Here is an 18,250-nt window from a genome sequence, read left to right on the forward strand (position 1 = left end):
CCACCTATCGTCACCAGCTCTCCATGGGCAAGGTATTCGACAAGGATCTGAGCTTCGGCCCCGTAAAAGATGTGGCCATCACAGCGGGCTTTGACCTGAACACCAAAAACACCGCCTTTGCACCGCGCAAACGCCTGCTGGTACTGGGCCCAACCTTCAAATTCGATGTACCCCGAGGCTTTGTGGACCTGAGCCTGATGGTGGGTAAGGAGTGGAACCACTGCGGTCTGGGTGCTCCCGCCTGCCCGGACAGCCGCCGCTCTTTCGACACCCAGTTTTTAGCCAGCCTGAACTGGAATCTGCCCTTTGATGTGGGTTCAGTGCCTTTGAAGTTCCAGGGCTTTGCCAACTACGCCGGCCCCAAAGGTGATGACTACGCGGGCATCAGCACCAAGTCTGAAGTATTGGTCCGTACATCCCTGATGGCCGACGTGGGTAAAGTGGCCTTCGACAAGAAGAACACCTTGTGGGTGGGGATTGGCTACGAGTACTGGTACAACAAGTTCGGTAACCGCTACAAGGCAGACGGCAGCCTGAAACCCGGTATCAAAACCAGCGCTCCAACCGTACAGCTGGAATGGCATTTCTAAGTCGTACGCAGCAAAAAAACCGCTTTTCGAAGCGGTTTTTTCATTCCAAAGCGTAAAAATCCTAGAACTGCACCTCACCGTCCCAGTAACCCGGCGTGTTGTAGATGGCACGCAAATAATCAATAAAGCGCCGCACTTTGGCCGGCAGATAGCGCTGCTGCTGATACACCGCCTGAATGTCATAACTGGGAATCTCGAACTCGTTCAGCACCGTCACCAGCTCGCCCCGCTTGAGCTCTGGCTGAATTTCCCAGGTGGAGCGCCAACCTATCCCCCAGCCCTGCTTGACCCAGTTAAAAAGCAATTCACCGTCATTGCAATCCAGATCACCATCAACCCGTACCGCCAAAGGACGACCATCCCGCAAGAAGGTCCAGCCGCGTTGCTGCCCACCCTGCAAGTTGAAGGCCAGACAGTTATGACGGGCCAGATCTTCCGGTACGCGCGGCACCCCGTGACGCTCGAAATACTCGGGCGTACCACACACCACACGGCGGTTCGGATACAGACGTACCGCCACATAGTTGGGGTCAGTGACCTCGCCAATACGCAAGGCCATGTCATAACCTTCGCGCACCAGATCCACCACGCTGTCGGTGAAGTTGAAAGATAGTTTCAGCTCGGGGTAACGCTTCTTGAAGGACAAGGCATGCGGTGCCACATGACGGCGCCCAAAGGCAGCCGGAGCCGATACCACCAAGTGCCCGCGCACCACTCTACGCTGGGCGCTGATGCTGGCTTCGGCTTCTTCAAAATCCTTCAGAATTTGTTTGCACTGCTCCAGAAACTGCTCGCCCAGATCAGTCAAAGTCAGCCCGCGCGTGGACCGGTGCATCAAACGCACCCCCAGTCTCTGCTCCAAGGCATCCAGGCGCCTACCCATCACCACCGGGGTAACGCCTTCGATCACGGAAGCAGCCGCAAAACTGCCTTTTTCAGCGACCAGCGCAAAACTTCGAATTTCGGTATAACGGCTCATTCAATACTCCAAGTATCGATAGAAACAATCGTACCACCATTTCTAGGCAGGGCTATCACTCCTTATTATCGAGTTGTGAATTTCGTCAAACGATGATCTAGGAGATATCAATGGCTCGAATGAGAGCAGTGGACGCCGCCGCCGCGATTTTACGTAAAGAAGGCGTGAGCACCGTATTTGGCGTGCCTGGCGCCGCAATCAACCCCTTCTACTCCGCACTGCGCAAGGAAGGTGGCTTTGATCACATTCTCGCCCGCCACGTGGAAGGCGCTTCCCACATGGCCGAAGGTTTTACCCGTGCCAATCCCGGCAATATCGGCGTATGTATCGGTACTTCCGGCCCCGCTGGCACAGACATGATCACCGGCCTGTACTCCGCATCGGCTGACTCGATCCCAATTCTGTGCATTACCGGCCAGGCCCCTCGTGCCCGCCTGTACAAGGAAGACTTCCAGGCTGTGGACATTGAATCCATTGCCAAGCCCGTGACCAAGTGGGCCGTCACCGTGCGCGAACCCGATCTGATCCCGCGCGTGTTCCAGCAGGCTTTCCACATCATGCGCTCTGGCCGTCCTGGTCCTGTGCTGATCGATATGCCTATCGACGTGCAGATGGCCGAGATCGAATTTGATCTGGATACCTACTCCCCGCTGGAAGCCTACAAGCCTGCTGCCACCCGTGCCCAGGCTGAAAAAGCCATCGAACTGCTGAACGCTTCCGAGCGTCCGCTGATCGTATCCGGTGGCGGCGTCATCAACGCCAACGCATCCGAGCTGCTGCAGGAATTTGCCGAGCTGGTCAACGTACCCGTTATCCCGACTCTGATGGGCTGGGGTACTGTGGCCGACGATCACCCATTGATGGCTGGCATGGTTGGCCTGCAAACCTCGCACCGCTACGGCAACCAGACCTTGCTGGCATCGGACTTTGTATTCGGTATCGGTAACCGCTGGGCCAACCGCCACACCGGTTCCGTAGACGTCTACACCGAAGGCCGCAAGTTCGTGCACGTGGACATCGAGCCTACACAGATCGGCCGCGTATTTGGCCCTGATCTGGGCATTGCCTCGGACGCTGGCGCTGCATTGAAACTGTTCATTGAAGTCGCCAAGGAATACAAGGCTGCTGGCAAGCTGCGCGACCGCGCCGCCTGGGTAGCCGACTGCCAGAAGCGCAAGGCCACCTTGCAGCGCAAGACCAATTTCGACAACGTACCCCTGAAGCCTCAGCGCGTTTACGAAGAAATGAACCGCGCCTTTGGTCCTTCGACCACCTACGTCAGCACCATTGGTCTGTCGCAGATTGCTGCCGCCCAGTTCCTGCACGTGTACAAACCACGTCACTGGATCAACTGCGGTCAGGCAGGCCCATTGGGCTGGACCATTCCCGCCGCCCTGGGTGTGGTCGCCGCTGACCCAGGTCGTGAAGTGGTGGCCATTTCGGGCGACTACGACTTCCAGTTCATGATTGAAGAACTGGCCGTGGGCGCGCAGTTCAAGCTGCCTTACATCCATATTCTGGTCAACAACGCCTACCTGGGTCTGATCCGTCAGGCACAGCGTGGCTTCGAGATGGACTATTGTGTACAGCTGGCCTTTGACAACATCAACGCCCCTGAAACCGAAGGTTATGGTGTGGATCACATCACCGTGGTGGAAGGTCTGGGTTGCAAGGCCATCCGCGTACACAAACCCGAAGACATCCAGCCTGCCATTGAACAGGCTCGCGCATGGATGAAAGAGTTCAGCGTGCCGGTTGTGATCGAACTGATCCTGGAGCGCGTCACCAACATTGCCATGGGTACCGAACTGCACAATGTGACGGAATTCGAGTCCCTGGCCGAAGCGGGTATTGACGCCCCCACCGCCATCTCGCTGATGGACTGATTGCTGATTTAAAAAACGGAGTAGCACTATGCCAAAATTTGCCGCCAACCTGACCATGCTGTTTAACGAGCACGACTTCCTGGATCGCTTCCAGGCAGCGGCCGAAGCTGGTTTCAAGGGAGTGGAGTACCTGTTCCCCTACGCCTACGACAAACAGCAGCTGGCTGACAAACTGCAACAACACGGTTTGACCCAAGTGTTGCACAACCTGCCTGCGGGCGACTGGGACAGCGGCGAGCGCGGCATTGCAATCCTGCCCGAGCGCGTGGGTGAATTCCAGGACGGCGTAGGCCATGCCATTGAATACGCCACCGCGCTGGGCTGCAAGCAAGTCAACTGCCTGGCTGGCAAGCTGGCCGAAGGTGCAGACCGCGAACTGGCTCACAAGACCTTGGTCAGCAATCTGCAGTTTGCTGCCGCCAAGTTGAAAGACGCCGGCCTGCGCCTGCTGGTTGAACCCATCAATACCTTCGACATTCCCGGTTTCTACCTGAACCGTACCGAACAGGCCGCGGCGCTGTTGCAGGACGTGGGTTCGGACAATCTGTTCATCCAGTACGACGTCTACCACGCCCAGCGCATGGAAGGCGAGCTGGCTGCCACCATGAAAAAGCACCTGGACAAGATTGCACACATCCAGATCGCGGATAACCCAGGCCGCAACGAACCGGGCACAGGCGAGATCAACTACGCCTGGCTGTTCAAGTACATCGACAGCATTGGCTACCAGGGCTGGATCGGCGGCGAGTACAAGCCCGCCGGCGTGACCAAGGATGGCCTGGGCTGGATGACTGAACTGACTGAAGTCACTGCCTGATCGTCGAATACCTGCAGATAATTATTAGGAGATTACACAATGGCTAAAATCGGTTTTATTGGTTTGGGCATCATGGGCGCACCCATGGCCGTCAACCTGATCAAAGGTGGTCATGAGCTGTTTGCCTACACCCGTGGCGACTTCCCCAAAAGCGTGAAAGAAGCCGGCGCAACCGTTTGCGCCAACGGCACCGAAGTGACCCGTCAGGCTGACATCATCATCACGATGGTGCCCGACACCCCGCACGTGGAAGATGCGCTGTTTGGCGAAGACGGCATTGCCGCCGGTCTGACCGCTGGCAAGATCGTGGTGGACATGAGCTCCATCTCCCCCGTGGCCACGAAAGACTTTGCCGAGCGCATCGTCAAGCTGGGCTGCGAATACCTGGACGCTCCTGTGTCCGGTGGCGAAGTCGGTGCCAAGGCTGGCTCGCTGACCATCATGGTCGGCGGCAAGCAAGAAGCCTTCGACAAGGTCAAGCCCCTGTTTGAACTGATGGGCAAGAACATCACTCTGGTCGGCGGCTACGGCGACGGCCAGATCACCAAAGTGGCCAACCAGATCATCGTGGCCTTGACCATTGAAGCCGTGGGCGAAGCCCTGTTGCTGGCCTCCAAGGCCGGTGCCGATGCGGGCAAGGTTCGTGAAGCGCTGATGGGCGGTTTCGCAAACTCCCGTATTCTGGAAGTTCACGGTGAGCGTATGGTCAAGCGCACGTTTGATCCAGGCTTCCGCATCGAACTGCACCAGAAAGACTTGAACCTGGCCCTGACCACGGCGCGCCAGCTGGGTGTAGCACTGCCCAACACCGCAACGGCCCAGGAGCTGTTCAATACCTGCGCCGCCCACGGTGGCGCCGCACAAGACCACTCCGCCATGGTCCGCGCTCTGGAAATCATGGCCAACTACGAGATTGGTCAATAAGATCGGTTCAAGGATGCTCCCGTCCGGACTGATTTTTTCCAGATATCAAGCCAGTACGACCGGGACATCCAGCAAGCGGGCTGCGGCCCGCTTTTTTTTACCGCCAAGCCCCCCAGACAGCACAATCTTTCTCGAAGGCTGCCAGTCAAAGCGGGGAGGTGAAGGCGTGTTGTAGCGCAGTAAGATGGTTTGTTGCCGTCACTCTGCATTAGGATTGACCCATGAAGATCGAGCCACAAGACTTACTCAGCAAAATGTTTCAAGCTGCCGTCAACGCGGCTCAGCCTGAACATTGCATCCCGCCTTATCTGCCCGATGCTCCCAAAGGCCGCACCATTGTGATCGGTGCTGGCAAAGCATCGGCAGCGATGGCCCAGGCACTGGAGCGTCACTGGGACAAAGGCCCCATCAGCGGTGTTGTCGTCACCCGCTATGGCTACGGCGTGCCTTGTGATCACATCAAGATTCTGGAGGCCTCTCACCCGGTCCCCGATCAAGCCGGTGAAGACGCGGCCCGCGAAATTTTGCGCACGGTCAGCGATCTGAACGAAGACGATCTGGTTATTTGCCTGATTTCCGGTGGCGGCTCGTCTCTGCTGCCTCTTGCCGGAGAAGGCATCACCCTGGCGGACAAGCAAGCTATCAACAAAGCGCTGCTCAAATCGGGCGCTTCAATTGGTGAGATGAACACGGTACGCCGCCACTTGTCTGCCATCAAAGGTGGCCGTCTGGCAGCGGCTTGTGCCCCCGCCCGCGTCCTGAACCTGCTGATTTCCGATGTTCCCGGCGACAAGCCCATGGACATCGCTTCTGGCCCCACGGTGGCAGATCCCACCACGTGCGAGCAAGCGCTGGAAATCATTACCCGCTACGGCATCGAGATTCCAGCCGCAGCCCGTGCCCTGCTGGAGAGCGGCGATGGCGAAACCATCAAGCCTGACGATCCACGCCTGGCTCATGTCACCACCCATGTGGTTGCTACACCCCAATTGGCCCTGCTGGCTGCAGCTCGTGTCGCTGAAGCCCGTGGCGTGCGTCCCGTCTTGCTGGGCGACAGCATTGAAGGCGAAGCGCGCGATGTAGGCAAAGTCATGGCTGGTATTGCCCTGAGCGTTTCCCAGCATGGCCAGCCTGCCCAGGCCCCCTGCGTGCTGCTCTCGGGCGGAGAAACCACCGTGACCTTGCGCGGCCAGGGCCGTGGCGGTCGCAATGTGGAATTTCTGTTGTCCACCGCCATTGCCTTGAACGGGGCACCCGGTATCTACGGTTTGGCCGGCGATACCGACGGTGTGGACGGCCAGGAAGAAATTGCCGGAGCCTTCTGCGGTCCGGACACTTTGGAGCGTGCCTGGCAACAAGGTATACGCCCAAGGGCCAGTCTGGACAATAATGATGGTCATGGCTTCTTTGAAGCCTTGGATGACGCTTTGGTTACGGGCCCTACCCTGACCAACGTCAACGATTTCCGTGCAATTCTGGTTTTAACCCCTAGCGATTAACGCTTTTCTTAAAGGACTGGACATGAGAGACACGAAAGTACTGACCCTGGCCGATGTTAAAAAAATTGCTGCTGCTGCCGAGCAAGAAGCGCTGAAGAACAACTGGGCTGTCAGCATCGCCATTTGCGATGCAGGCGGTCACGCGCTCTGGATGCAACGTATGGACGGCGCTCCCTTGATGAGCGCGCAGGTTGCTCCCGCCAAGGCACACACATGCGTGCTGGGCGGTGGCAAGCCCAGCAAGGTTTTTGAAGACATGGTCAACAATGGTCGCTTTGCCGCTCTGTCCATGCCCATCACGCCACTGGAAGGCGGCGAGCCGATTGTGGTGGACGGTCAAGTCATTGGTGCAGTCGGCGTGTCCGGCGTAAAGGCACCTGAAGACGCTCAGATCGCCCGCGCCGGTATCGCTGCTCTTTGAGCTATCGATCCCCCTAAGGACAACAACCCATGAAACGTCAACGTCATTCCCGCATTCTGGCTACCCTGGGTCCTGCCAGTTCTACGCCAGAACGCATTCGTGAACTGTTCGAGGCCGGCGCTGATGTGTTCCGCCTGAACTTCAGCCACGGCACACATGAAGACCATGCCGCGCGCTATCACACCATTCGTCAGATTGAAAAGGAAACCGGTCGCAGTATCGGTATTCTGATGGACCTGCAAGGGCCCAAGCTGCGCGTTGGCAAAATGCAAGATGGCCGCGTGACATTGGAAACCGGCCAGAAATTCCGCCTGGACCTGGACCCCGCCGAAGGGACCAGCCAGCGTGCCTACCTGCCTCACCCCGAAATCTTCGCTGCACTGGAAGATGGGACAGACCTGCTGCTCGATGACGGCAAGCTGCGTCTGCGTGTGGACAGCTTTGGTCCGGATTTTGCAGAAACCACGGTCATGGTCGGCGGCCCGCTGTCCGACCGCAAGGGCGTGAACGTACCCGGCGTGGTACTGCCTATCTCGCCCTTGACCGAAAAAGACCTGATCGATCTGAAGTTTGGACTGGAATTGGGCGTGGATTGGGTTGCGCTGTCCTTTGTGCAACGTCCTGGCGACATCCGTGAAGCCCGCGAGCTGATCGGCGACAAGGCCTGGATCATGGCCAAGCTGGAAAAACCGCAAGCGCTGGAACACCTGGAAGAAATTGTCCAGCTGTGTGATGGCGTGATGGTGGCACGTGGCGACCTGGGCGTGGAAGTCCCACCCCAGCGCGTGCCTGTGTTGCAGCGTCAAATCGTGCGTACTGCCCGTGCGGCAGGCCGTCCGGTGGTTGTCGCTACACAGATGCTGGAATCCATGATTACCTCGCCGGTGCCTACACGTGCTGAAGCTTCCGACGTGGCTACCGCCATCTATTCCGGTGCCGATGCCGTCATGCTGTCCGCCGAATCGGCCTCCGGCCAGTTTCCACTGGAAGCGGTGTCCATCATGGACAGCATCATCAAGGAAATCGAAAACGATCCTAGCTGGCGCACCATTCTGGAAGCCAACCACAGCACCGCTGAAGCCAGCACCGCAGACGCGATCTGCTGCGCCCTGCGTCGCGTGGCCAGCATTCTGGAACCGGCAACGAACGTGGCCTACACCACGACTGGCTTTAGCGCCTTGCGTGCCAGCCGTGAACGGCCCATCGCCCCTATCCTGGCACTGACACCCCGTGTGGAAACCGCACGCCGTCTGGCCTTGGCCTGGGGTGTCCATGCCGTGCCTTGCGAGGACGTCAGCGATCTGGGCGAGATGATCGACCACGCTACCGATATGGCAGCGCAACATGAGTTCGCCCAGGCGGGCGACACCATCGTGATGATTGCCGGTGTTCCTTTTGGCACCAGCGGTCGCACCAACCTGCTGCATGTGGCCACGGTTCCACAGAAGTAAGTTCGCTCAACCTTGGCGATAAAAAAAGCCTTGTCCATCCACTATGATGGGCAAGGCTTTTCCTATTCAGACTGTGCAGTATTTTTTTTCATGTGAAGCCAAAACAGCGGCGGCGAGCCGCACGGGCATCAACAAGGCCAGAAGCCCCGTAAATGCTGGCCCTTCAAGACAGGACACTCACAAACAAAAGATACGGGCAAAAAAAACCCGAGATCTAGAGATCTCGGGCAAATCCACCAAAGGAGGAGGGTGGAGGAGACAATCGTGGCAAGTTGGGCTACCAGATAAAGTATCGAGCCAGAAAGCTAAGGGTTATTACGCTTGTGCTTTTGCTTATTTCCCGCTTTCTTTTCAACATCCAATAACTAAAGTCTACCCACAAAAATGGTGCAATGCAAGATAAATGCTGTGGAAAACCCTTAGATGCGTATCTTGTCGCATTAATGCATCAATTTCCTAACGCAAATATCAGTCCAGGTATCTAGTCGTTAACCCTAAGCCGCCAAACAAGCTCCAAACCCACAAACAAAAACGGGTCAGTAATTGACCCGTTATTGCTGCTTGCATCCCTGAAAGCTCAGCACTCACGAAGAAGTGACTAGGCCCAGAACCCCTTTTACAAGCGATACGCCGTTGTCGTCATGACTTTGGACATCATGCGCATCAAGGTTTTGACAGGTGGAGGCAAACCCACAGCCCCATGATTCTCGGCGGTACGACGATGCTCAATCTCGTCATCGCGCATTTTTTCTACGATCCGACGCGAGCGATTGTCTGTAGCAGGCAAGGACTCCAGATGGCTTTCCAGATGCTCTTCAACCTGGCGCTCTGTCTCGGCCATAAAACCAAGGTTATACGGCACCCCTGCCCGGCTGGCGAGCAAACCCAGCGCGAAGGAACCGGCATACCACAAGGGGTTGAACACGCTGGGGCGGCTATCGAGCTCGCGCAAACGGTCATCGCACCAGGACAGATGGTCCACCTCTTCCTGGGCAGCTTGCAGCAGTACCTCGGTAGCCTGGGGATCCTTGCACAGCATGGCCTGGCTGCGGTACAAGGCTTGGGCGCAAATCTCGCCCACATGGTTCACACGCATCAAGCCGGCAGCATGGCGGGCTTCGTCAGCCGTGATCTCGGACACTTCCTTGCCAGCGGGATTCGGGCGCGACGCGCGTGCCGAACGTCCCAATACTTCCAGGGCCCGATTCGTCTCGCTCAGAATCTGGTCAAAAAAGCTGTTGCGTCGGTACAGACGGGTATCGCTGTTGGAAACGGTATGGCTCATGAGGACACCTGCAAAACAAAATGGATGGGTATTATTGCCGCAAAAAGGCGATCACTGCCTTGCTCTCAGACAAGAGCCAAAGCAATGGCAGCACACAAGCCATGATAACCAGGCCTATGCCGGCAATCTCTTGGTCAGACTGTAGATAGAAATTACAGAGCCGAACCGGATTGTCGTAATACAGCAGACCAACAATAGCCATCATCCAACTGAAATTACCAAAGAAAAACAGACGAAACACCAGATGGGCGCGGCGCCAGGACTCCATGAACAACATGCCCATCAAGACCAGACCGATATATTTGGCAGTGGCCATGGGAGGCGATACCAGCACATCGTCCAGTGCTTTGGGAACCATCCAGTAAGCCGCCGCAAAGCTGACCATGATCAAACCGGGCAAACCATATTCATTCAGGGCGTAATACGGGCGCAGCAAGGACTGCATGGCAGCCGAACGGCCAACCCCCTGGTAGCGCAAGGCCAGTTGCAAGCTAATGCCCGACAGGACCAACAAGGGAATATGCACCAGCATATGCAGACTCATGGAGGCGGTCAGAGGGCGATCCCAGAAGGCTGCGGCAGCAAACAGCAAAGCTGCCACCAATGCCAGGGCACTACCAAAATAAGGACGTACTTTAGGGGATTCGACGACACGTTTTAAGGACATTACATCGCTCCCTTCTTGTCCAGATCCTCGAGGGCGCGCTTGGCATACGCCAGGGCCAACATAGGCTCACCGTAATCCACGATACGACCCAGGCGCGGCTCGGCACTGACAACGTGATAGGCTGCGTTGTGCTCGTACTCATCAAAAGGGGCGGGAATAACGACGATACCAAAATCATCCAGCACACGTTGACGCTGCTCGCCAGGCATCATGGTGACAAATTGCCAGACGTCCGGGTTGGCCTTCATGGTTTTGCTATAGCGGCGCAGGTGATCGGGTGAATCGGTGGGATCAAAACTGATGCTCAGCAAGCGGATACGGTCCTGCAGGCCCTCGTCCACAATCGCTTTTTGCAGTTGCTGATACTCCGAGCCCATCGCCAGACATAGCGTGACACAGCGGGTATAGATGAAATTGACGATGGTAATACGACCATCGTTTTGCAGCAGAGAGCTTAGCTGGGTACTGCCCCCGGCAGGGAGCAGTACTTCGACATCGGAGATCAAACGCGGCGAGGCGGCAACATCATTGCGACGGGCCGTCTCGGCTGTCAGGGCGGAGAACCCTTGCGTCAAATGGGCCAGTGCCCCAATACCCAGGGCGAAGACCAGGAGAATACTTATAAATAGTCTCATCGCTGGCCCATCATTTCAGTCTTACTCTTCCATGGGAGCCAGATCAGCGTCCCCATTCCAAGGATCGGTTTTATCAGCGGTTTTTTCACGTTCGGCTTTGACAAAGGCCACGTCCACAGGATCGGCGCTATTGCCACCCAATTCTGTACGCAGGTAATTAACAACGGCCGTCATTTCCTCGTCATTGAACTTCTCGCGGAACTCGGGCATCGCACCATTGTACTTATTACCCTTGACCGTGATCTCACCCGTAATACCGTGCAGCATGATCTGGACCAAAACTTCAGGCTTGCGCAGTACCCATTCGGAACCCACCAGCGGAGGGAACACGCCTGGAACACCGGCACCCGTTGCCTGGTGACAGGCGGCACATTGGGCTACGAACAGCTGCTGACCATCTACCGCGCCTTCTGGCAATTCGAAGTCGGCAACGATACGGTTGTCGCCCACGGTTGCGTCATGGCTCAGGTCACTGCTGAAAATATAGTAGATGCCCCACAGGAACAGACCTGCAATGATCAGCAGAACCACCCAAGGGATCGGTGCTGCGTTTTCTTCCGGATCGGAATGCTCACGCAGCTGTGCTTCATATTTACGATTGTCGCTCATTCTAATTCTCCGAGGCGCCCCGCCTTGCGGGGCGCGCTAGCTCAGCAATGCCTGTTTATTTGATAACGCTGGCTGGCGATACGGGATACGTACGATCCAGCGCCAACAGGTATTCAACCAGGTCCAGGGCCTCTTGCTTGGCCACAACCACCTTGCCTTCCGGTGCGAAATCACCTGGCAAGTTGACAACCTTGTCGCCTTCCTCTGCCTTGTCCTTGAGCTCGAACATGAAGGGGTAAGAAGGCATATTGCTGCCAGGGGTATAAGCACGAGGCTGATACAAGTGACCCAGGTGCCAGTCCACGCTAGGCTGACGAGCACCAATATTGAGCAGGTCAGGGCCGGTACGCATGGTGCCGAGCAGGTGAGGCGTGTCGTAGAAGTAGTCGCCTGCTACCGAGGCACGACCCCAGCCACGCTGGAAGTCAGGAGCCTGGTTCTGGCTACGTGGCTGCTGCGAGTGACAGTAGACACAGCCCATATCAATGTATTGCTGACGACCGCGCAGTTGCACTTCCGTGTAAGGCTTCAGGCCTGGAGAAGGCTCCACCCTTTTAACTTGCAGGTAAGGGACAACGACCAGAGCCGATGTGGCCAGGGCGAGCGTCACCATGGCGCCGCCCAATAGTTTGTATTCGCTTTCCATGACTAAATCATGCCTCCACTACATTGCGAGTTGCCGAGCGCTGGTGAAACAGGGCTGGACCAATACGACGGCTGCCATAGCGCAAAGCCATTGCCACAAAGTGGAAGGCAAACACAAGGTGACCCAGAGTCATCAAACCACCACCAATCGAGCGCGACTTCAGGTAAGGCATCGTGACAAACACCGATTCCATGAAGGCTTTGGCAGGATCAAGCATGGCCAGACCTTGCAGCCAACCGCCAATACTCAGACCAATAGCGTAGATGGAGAAACCAATCACAACCAGCCAGAAGTGCAGGGAGATCAGTTTGGGGTAAGGCCATTCCCAGGACATCACGCGTGGCATCACGTAGTAGATGGCACCGAACATCACGATGGTAAAGAAGCCGTACAAGCCGATATGGGCGTGGGCAACCGTGAAGTGCGTGAAGTGGGTAATCGTGTTGATGCTGCGCAGCGCTTCAAAAGAACCTTGAATGGAGCTGACGGTGTACATCATGCCGCCCAGCACGATAAAGCGCAGGGTAGGCGAGTGAATCAGGGTACGGAAGTGACCCTTCATGGTGTAGTGCTGGTTGATCGAGAAAGCCAGCACGGGGATGATCATCATCATGCTTTGGACGATGGACAGGGTAACCATCCACTGCGGCACAGGACCGCCAACCAGGTGGTGACCACCAACCTGACCGTAGAAAAATGCCAGACCCCAGAAACCCACCAGAGACAGGTTGTAGGAGCTGATAGGCTGACCGATGATCTTGGGCAGGAAGTAGTACACCGAAGCCAGAGCCATCGGGGTGTAGAACAGACCCAGCACGTTGTGGCCAAACCACCAGTTCATGGTTGCTTGTTCAACACCCACGTGCACGGCAGGCAGGTTGCCGACCAGGAACAGGATGGGGAACCAGAACAGGGCTGCGCCCATGTACCACACCGACACATACAGGTGGTGAGCACGACGGTTTTGCAAGGTGAAGACCAAAGGCAAGGCTGCCAGAGCACCACCGATAACCATCAGGATATCAACCTGCCAAGGCATTTCCAGCCATTCCATACCGTCGGTGATACCCATCGCGATACATGTCAGACCGATAGCCAGACCAATGTTCCACAAGATCCCGCCCGTGATGGCATAACGCGCACCGATCAGGGGAGTCTTGAGCAAACGAGGCAGCATCCACATGGCAACGCCGAACGCGGCCATTGGAGCCCAGCCGTAAGCCACACCGTTCAGGTGCAGCGTACGCATGCGACCAAAGGTCATCCAGGCGTGTTGCGTCAGAAATTCGGGATCGTGCAGCTTGATCGAGCTGATCAAGCCTGCCGTCGAGGCAAAGAGCAGCCAGAAGACCGAACAGGCCAGCAAAATGAAAGTGACCTTGGCGGAGGAGCGGTCGGCTTCCACGCGTTCTGCCAATTCAAGGCTCAGCGCCTGACGATCTTCAGCCGAAATTGCCTTGCGGCCCATCTCTTCTTGAAGTGCCTGACGTTGTTCAGGGGTGGCGGAGGGGTCATCTACCTGCCCGATTTCGCCTTTGGAGAAGATCTCTCGCGAAGCAGCGGGACTGTGGTCAAAGAAGTTACGGCGTAACGACCAGATGAAAACAAAGAGTCCTGTAACGGACAATATGAAAGCTAGTAGCAGTATTGAAACGGTATTCACAATGATCCAGGCCTGGTTAATGTGAAGCTGCCAAGCAGCTCGGCGGCACCTTGACGCGTCGCAGATCAAAAGAGCATGGACGCAAAAAATCTGCGACTGCCTAGGTCGCGAGAGCCGTCATGTTAAAACACCCGCTTGTGACGTCCGAATAAAGCCCCCATTGAAAGCAAGGTTTATTGAGACAGAACAAATACGAGCACGACATTTTTTGGTATACGGGCGACAGCCATTATAGGCGAGGGTAAACCCCTGTGACATATCTGTTTCAAAATGCCGTGTACCGCACAGCAGTTTATCCTAGGACAAACAACAAAACCAGTCTAAATCTTACAAAGAGCATGGTTCTGCTCTGATTTGTCCATATGGAATTTCTTATACGGGTGCCACATCCGCCACCATCAGATGCCCTGAGAAGTAACAAGGCTCACATCCGGGCTTCACATTTCAATTAGCAATAAAGCTGCAAAAATCCGCGTCAAATCACGCTAAACCTGGTTTCCATCCAGGCGCGACACAGCCCTCATCAAAAAGTACAATCACCGCTATCAATCTACTGACGAGTCTTGGCTCGCACTGCAAACAAAGGAATTCATATGGAATGCACAATCGACTGGGGCGGCAAAGACGGAATGTTGTTCGTTGCCCGTACAGGCAGTGGTCATGTGACGGCCATGGACGGTGCACCCGAAGGTGGCGGCAATAACCTGGCTCCACGCCCCATGGAAATGCTGCTGACCGGCGCCGGTGGCTGCGCAGCCTACGACGTGGTGCTGATCCTCAAGCGTGGTCGGCACGCCATTACCGGCTGCCAGGTCAAGCTGACCGCCGAACGCGCCGACACCGACCCCAAAGTCTTTACCAAGATTCACTTCACTTTTGTGGTCACTGGCAAGGATCTGCCCCAGGCCGCCGTTGAGCGTGCCGTACAACTGTCGCACGACAAGTACTGCTCCGCTTCGGCCATGCTGGGCAAAACAGCCGAGATCACCTATTCCGTCGACATTCAGCAAGCCTGAGGCCATCATGTCCCTGTATCCCTACGAAGACCTGCTGCGCCTGGTCTACACCCAAGGCACTCCCAAAGGGGACCGCACCGGCACCGGCACGAACTCGGTATTTGGTCACCAAATGCGCTTCGATCTGTCGCAGGGTTTCCCGCTGATCACCACCAAGAAACTGCATACCCGCAGCATCTTTATTGAGTTGCTGTGGTTTTTGCGTGGTGAGTCCAATGTGCGCTGGCTGCAAGAGCGCGGCGTATCCATCTGGGACGAATGGGCCGACAAGGACGGCAATCTGGGCCCGGTCTATGGTGTGCAATGGCGTTCCTGGCCCACTCCCGATGGCCGTCATATCGACCAGATCAGTCAGTTGGTGGAACAGATCCGCAAAAACCCCGACTCACGCCGCCTGATTGTTTCGGCCTGGAACGTAGCGGATGTGGGCCAGATGGCCCTGCCCCCATGCCACGCCCTGTTCCAGTTTTATGTGGCAGACGGCAAGCTGTCTTGCCAGCTCTACCAGCGCAGTGCCGATATTTTCCTGGGCGTGCCCTTCAATATCGCCAGCTACGCCTTGCTGACTCACATGATGGCGCAGCAATGTGATCTGGAAGTGGGTGATTTCATCTGGACTGGTGGTGACTGTCACCTGTACTCCAACCACTTCGAACAAGCAGAGCTACAGCTCTCGCGCGAGCCTCGCCCCTACCCCAAGCTGACGATCAAGCGCAAACCCGCCAGTCTGTTTGATTACGAGTACGAAGACTTCGAAATCACCGACTACGATCCTCATCCCCACATCAAGGCGCCGGTTGCCGTATGAGTTCCACTCCTTTCATTCGCCTGGTCGTTGCCTATGCGGCCAATCGCTGCATTGGCAAGGACAATGACCTGCCCTGGCGCCTGCCTTCCGATTTGCAGCACTTCAAACGCGTAACCATGGGTTTGCCCATCATCATGGGCCGTAAAACCTGGGAGTCTCTGGGCCGCCCCTTGCCCGGCCGCCCGAATCTGGTGATCAGCCGCAATGCGGTTTACCAGGCAGAAGGTGCGCAGGTATTCAGCAATCTGGAGGATGCCCTGGCAGCCTGCCCCGGCTTTGAAACCGCTTGTGTGATTGGTGGCGAACAGCTTTTCCGTCTGGCCTTGCCTGTGGCGCAAGAACTGATTGCGACCGAGATCAAGGCTGATGTGGACGGGGATACTTTCTTTCCGGAACTGCCCGCCGGGGAGTGGCAAGAAGTGGAGCGCCTGCCTCAGCCTGAGGAAAACGGTTTCACTTACGACTACGTGACGTACCGCCGCCGTAGTTAAGAAAACCGGCTACTTGGCCCAAGCTATCCGTCTCACTGCACGCTTAACCGCGTATGCTCGAAACCAAATAAAAAGCCTGAATCCGATGACACGGATTCAGGCCTTTTTTGCGATCAGTCCGCCAAAATCAGGCAAGACCAAGGCGTATTCCTGCTAACTCAATATCTGAACTTACTCAGCCACCGCGGCATAGGCAGGGCCATCCAGCAAACCTTGCAGATCAGCCGGATTGTCAGCCTTGAGCTTGAAAATCCAGGTATCAAATGGAGCTTCATTGATCAGATGCGGTGCATCGGACAAGGCCTGGTTGAACTCCACCAGCTCGCCCGCCACAGGCGCGTAAATGTCGGAGGCGGCCTTCACCGACTCCACCACACCCGCTGTAGCACCCGCAGCCAGACGCGTCCCTGGGGTGAAGTCACCCACAAACACCAGGTCGCCCAACTGATCTTGAGCAAAGTCGGTAATGCCAACCAGCACAACACCGTCTTCATCTTTGGCCCACTCGTGGCTTACTACGTACTTTCTATCTCCTGGCAGCTGCATATCGCCTCCCTGACTGACCAGCCAACAATTCCGATGATTTCAGAAACGGCAGCAGACCATGCCCACTGCCCTTCCTGCTCGCATACTTAACCCTGCTCTGCCTGTGTCTTCAAGGCGCGTGCACACGCTGCTGCCGACGCCCAGGCCCATTGGAAGTTATACCCGCCCAGCCAGCCGGTGACATCGACCGCTTCACCGATGAAGTACAGACCAGGTACTTTACGCGCTTCCATGCTCTTCTGATTGAGCTCGCGTGTATCCACGCCACCGCTCATCACTTCCGCCTTTTTATAGCCTGCGGTGCCACTAGGTTTCAACTCCCAGCCATTAATCACCTGTCCCACCGTGCGCAACACGCGATCCGGCAGATCAGCCAGACGTTGCTGTCCCACGCCTTTGGGCAACAAGTCCGAGGTATCCAGCCATTGTTCGACCAGACGGCGCGGCCACAAGGTCGACAAGACAGTGACCAGTTGCTGACGGTTACCCGCCTTCAGATCCAATAATTGTTGCGCGATGTCCTGACCGGGAGCCAAGTCCACACTAATGCTCTCGCCCGACTGCCAGTAGCTGGAGATCTGCAAGATACCCGGCCCGGACAAGCCACGGTGCGTAAACAGCAGATCTTCCAGAAAGGCCTGACGTTGCTTGCCCTGCCCTGTGCTGACCTCCACCTCCAAAGCCATGCCGCTCAAAGCAGAAAATGGCTTCCAATCCCGACCGTCAAAGGTCAAAGGGACTAGAGCGGGGTGCGGCTCAATCACTTTCAAGCCGAAGTGACGTGCCACGCGCAAGGCATAGTCCGTGGAACCCAGCTGCGGAATCGCCATGCCGCCCGTGGCAATCACCACTTGCAAGGCATTCAAATCCCCCTGACCGGTGCGCAGCACAAAGCCGTCCTCGGTACGGCCAATGGACTGCACCGAACAGGGCATGCGCCAGGACACCTGCCCTTTCAAACACTCCTGACGCAGCATCTGGATGATGGACTCGCTGGAATCATCACAGAACAACTGGCCTTTGTGCTTTTCATGAAAGCCGATGCGGTACTCCCGCACCAGCTCCAGAAAATCCTGAGGGGTATAGCCCGCCAAGGCCGAACGGCAAAAATGCGGATTCTTGGACAGAAAATTCTCGGGCGAGGTGCCCGTATTGGTGAAGTTGCAGCGCCCTCCACCGGAAATACGGATTTTCTCGGCCAGCTTTTCAGCGTGATCAATCAGTACCACTCGCAGGCCGCGCTGGCCTGCGATACTGGCAGCCATCATACCGGCCGCACCTGCGCCGATGACGGCAACATCAAAAAAAGGGATCACG

At 56.5% G+C, this 18,250-nt stretch carries 19 protein-coding genes; 10 read left to right on the forward strand and 9 right to left on the reverse strand.

Annotated features, from left to right (window positions below; all coding sequences use genetic code 11):
• Positions 1–590 (forward strand): hypothetical protein (locus N879_RS10915; RefSeq protein WP_021446968.1); only part of this gene is annotated, 590 nt, incomplete at its 5' end.
• A gap of 61 nt (positions 591–651) precedes the next feature.
• Here the strand turns inward: N879_RS10915 and N879_RS10920 are convergent.
• Positions 652–1,569, reverse strand: coding sequence for a LysR family transcriptional regulator (locus tag N879_RS10920; protein ID WP_021446969.1), 918 nt, complete (start codon positions 1,567–1,569; stop codon positions 652–654).
• A gap of 110 nt (positions 1,570–1,679) precedes the next feature.
• On the opposite strand from N879_RS10920, the gene gcl reads away from it, so the two are divergent.
• The 6 genes from gcl (at position 1,680) to pyk (ending at position 8,567) form a co-directional block, all read left to right on the forward strand.
• Complete coding sequence (gene gcl, locus N879_RS10925; RefSeq protein WP_009461112.1) at positions 1,680–3,455, forward strand: glyoxylate carboligase; 1,776 nt, start codon at positions 1,680–1,682, stop codon at positions 3,453–3,455.
• A 28-nt stretch (positions 3,456–3,483) separates the two neighbouring features.
• Entirely contained in the window at positions 3,484–4,272 is a 789-nt protein-coding gene (gene hyi, locus N879_RS10930) for a hydroxypyruvate isomerase (protein ID WP_021446971.1), read from the forward strand.
• A gap of 39 nt (positions 4,273–4,311) precedes the next feature.
• The gene (locus tag N879_RS10935) at positions 4,312–5,196 is read left to right on the forward strand and encodes a 2-hydroxy-3-oxopropionate reductase (protein ID WP_009461114.1); all 885 of its coding nucleotides are present in this window, start codon (positions 4,312–4,314) and stop codon (positions 5,194–5,196) included.
• A gap of 221 nt (positions 5,197–5,417) precedes the next feature.
• Complete coding sequence (locus N879_RS10940) at positions 5,418–6,695, forward strand: glycerate kinase type-2 family protein (protein WP_021446972.1); 1,278 nt, start codon at positions 5,418–5,420, stop codon at positions 6,693–6,695.
• A 22-nt stretch (positions 6,696–6,717) separates the two neighbouring features.
• Positions 6,718–7,116 (forward strand): GlcG/HbpS family heme-binding protein, encoded by a 399-nt coding sequence (locus N879_RS10945; RefSeq protein WP_009461115.1) that lies wholly within the window; start codon positions 6,718–6,720, stop codon positions 7,114–7,116.
• 29 nt (positions 7,117–7,145) lie between these two features.
• Positions 7,146–8,567, forward strand: coding sequence for a pyruvate kinase (gene pyk, locus N879_RS10950; protein WP_009461116.1), 1,422 nt, complete (start codon positions 7,146–7,148; stop codon positions 8,565–8,567).
• Positions 8,568–9,183: 616 nt separating this feature from the next.
• Here the strand turns inward: pyk and coq7 are convergent.
• The 6 genes from coq7 to N879_RS10980 are packed head-to-tail and all read right to left on the reverse strand — an operon-like array spanning position 9,184 to position 14,072.
• Positions 9,184–9,852, reverse strand: coding sequence for a 2-polyprenyl-3-methyl-6-methoxy-1,4-benzoquinone monooxygenase (gene coq7 / locus N879_RS10955; protein WP_009461117.1), 669 nt, complete (start codon positions 9,850–9,852; stop codon positions 9,184–9,186).
• A 31-nt stretch (positions 9,853–9,883) separates the two neighbouring features.
• Complete coding sequence (locus N879_RS10960) at positions 9,884–10,519, reverse strand: hypothetical protein (RefSeq protein WP_009461118.1); 636 nt, start codon at positions 10,517–10,519, stop codon at positions 9,884–9,886.
• On the reverse strand, positions 10,519–11,154 hold the full coding sequence (locus tag N879_RS10965; RefSeq protein ID WP_009461119.1) for an SCO family protein: 636 nt from the start codon (positions 11,152–11,154) through the stop codon (positions 10,519–10,521). The genes N879_RS10960 and N879_RS10965 overlap by 1 nt, the downstream gene beginning before the upstream one ends.
• 21 nt (positions 11,155–11,175) lie before the next feature.
• Positions 11,176–11,763 carry a c-type cytochrome gene (locus N879_RS10970; protein WP_009461120.1) on the reverse strand — a complete coding sequence of 196 codons (588 nt, stop codon included), beginning with the start codon at positions 11,761–11,763 and terminating at the stop codon, positions 11,176–11,178.
• 55 nt (positions 11,764–11,818) lie between these two features.
• Entirely contained in the window at positions 11,819–12,409 is a 591-nt protein-coding gene (locus N879_RS10975; protein WP_009461121.1) for a cbb3-type cytochrome c oxidase subunit II, read from the reverse strand.
• A 7-nt stretch (positions 12,410–12,416) separates the two neighbouring features.
• Positions 12,417–14,072, reverse strand: coding sequence for a cbb3-type cytochrome c oxidase subunit I (locus N879_RS10980; RefSeq protein ID WP_031232725.1), 1,656 nt, complete (start codon positions 14,070–14,072; stop codon positions 12,417–12,419).
• A 593-nt stretch (positions 14,073–14,665) separates the two neighbouring features.
• Between N879_RS10980 and N879_RS10985 the strand changes: the two genes are divergently transcribed.
• Genes N879_RS10985 through N879_RS10995 form a run of 3 tightly spaced genes read left to right on the forward strand, consistent with a single transcriptional unit; the run spans position 14,666 to position 16,387 of the window.
• The gene (locus N879_RS10985; RefSeq protein WP_009461122.1) at positions 14,666–15,088 is read left to right on the forward strand and encodes an OsmC family protein; all 423 of its coding nucleotides are present in this window, start codon (positions 14,666–14,668) and stop codon (positions 15,086–15,088) included.
• Positions 15,089–15,095: 7 nt separating this feature from the next.
• Positions 15,096–15,896 carry a thymidylate synthase gene (locus N879_RS10990; RefSeq protein ID WP_009461123.1) on the forward strand — a complete coding sequence of 267 codons (801 nt, stop codon included), beginning with the start codon at positions 15,096–15,098 and terminating at the stop codon, positions 15,894–15,896.
• A complete protein-coding gene (locus tag N879_RS10995) occupies positions 15,893–16,387 on the forward strand; it encodes a dihydrofolate reductase (protein ID WP_009461124.1) in 495 nt (164 codons plus the stop codon). The genes N879_RS10990 and N879_RS10995 overlap by 4 nt, the downstream gene beginning before the upstream one ends.
• 171 nt (positions 16,388–16,558) lie before the next feature.
• On the opposite strand, the gene gcvH is transcribed toward N879_RS10995, so the two are convergent.
• Positions 16,559–16,933: a glycine cleavage system protein GcvH gene (gene gcvH / locus N879_RS11000; RefSeq protein WP_021446974.1), complete on the reverse strand. Its 375-nt coding sequence runs from the start codon at positions 16,931–16,933 to the stop codon at positions 16,559–16,561.
• Positions 16,934–17,019: 86 nt separating this feature from the next.
• The gene (locus tag N879_RS11005; RefSeq protein WP_009461126.1) at positions 17,020–18,249 is read right to left on the reverse strand and encodes an NAD(P)/FAD-dependent oxidoreductase; all 1,230 of its coding nucleotides are present in this window, start codon (positions 18,247–18,249) and stop codon (positions 17,020–17,022) included.
• Between the last annotated feature and the right edge of the window lies 1 nt (position 18,250).

The organism is Alcaligenes sp. EGD-AK7, assembly GCF_000465875.3.
In the GTDB taxonomy this organism is placed as follows: domain Bacteria; phylum Pseudomonadota; class Gammaproteobacteria; order Burkholderiales; family Burkholderiaceae_B; genus Alcaligenes; species Alcaligenes phenolicus.

What these genes read in the sequence shown, in the direction of transcription:
- N879_RS10920 (WP_021446969.1), bottom strand. Translation starts at nt 1,569, where the DNA reads ATGAGCCGTTATACCGAAATTCGAAGTTTTGCGCTGGTCGCTGAAAAA.
- gcl (WP_009461112.1), top strand. Translation starts at nt 1,680, where the DNA reads ATGGCTCGAATGAGAGCAGTGGACGCCGCCGCCGCGATTTTACGTAAA.
- hyi (WP_021446971.1), top strand. Translation starts at nt 3,484, where the DNA reads ATGCCAAAATTTGCCGCCAACCTGACCATGCTGTTTAACGAGCACGAC.
- N879_RS10935 (WP_009461114.1), top strand. Translation starts at nt 4,312, where the DNA reads ATGGCTAAAATCGGTTTTATTGGTTTGGGCATCATGGGCGCACCCATG.
- N879_RS10940 (WP_021446972.1), top strand. Translation starts at nt 5,418, where the DNA reads ATGAAGATCGAGCCACAAGACTTACTCAGCAAAATGTTTCAAGCTGCC.
- N879_RS10945 (WP_009461115.1), top strand. Translation starts at nt 6,718, where the DNA reads ATGAGAGACACGAAAGTACTGACCCTGGCCGATGTTAAAAAAATTGCT.
- pyk (WP_009461116.1), top strand. Translation starts at nt 7,146, where the DNA reads ATGAAACGTCAACGTCATTCCCGCATTCTGGCTACCCTGGGTCCTGCC.
- coq7 (WP_009461117.1), bottom strand. Translation starts at nt 9,852, where the DNA reads ATGAGCCATACCGTTTCCAACAGCGATACCCGTCTGTACCGACGCAAC.
- N879_RS10960 (WP_009461118.1), bottom strand. Translation starts at nt 10,519, where the DNA reads ATGTCCTTAAAACGTGTCGTCGAATCCCCTAAAGTACGTCCTTATTTT.
- N879_RS10965 (WP_009461119.1), bottom strand. Translation starts at nt 11,154, where the DNA reads ATGAGACTATTTATAAGTATTCTCCTGGTCTTCGCCCTGGGTATTGGG.
- N879_RS10970 (WP_009461120.1), bottom strand. Translation starts at nt 11,763, where the DNA reads ATGAGCGACAATCGTAAATATGAAGCACAGCTGCGTGAGCATTCCGAT.
- N879_RS10975 (WP_009461121.1), bottom strand. Translation starts at nt 12,409, where the DNA reads ATGGAAAGCGAATACAAACTATTGGGCGGCGCCATGGTGACGCTCGCC.
- N879_RS10985 (WP_009461122.1), top strand. Translation starts at nt 14,666, where the DNA reads ATGGAATGCACAATCGACTGGGGCGGCAAAGACGGAATGTTGTTCGTT.
- N879_RS10990 (WP_009461123.1), top strand. Translation starts at nt 15,096, where the DNA reads ATGTCCCTGTATCCCTACGAAGACCTGCTGCGCCTGGTCTACACCCAA.
- N879_RS10995 (WP_009461124.1), top strand. Translation starts at nt 15,893, where the DNA reads ATGAGTTCCACTCCTTTCATTCGCCTGGTCGTTGCCTATGCGGCCAAT.
- gcvH (WP_021446974.1), bottom strand. Translation starts at nt 16,933, where the DNA reads ATGCAGCTGCCAGGAGATAGAAAGTACGTAGTAAGCCACGAGTGGGCC.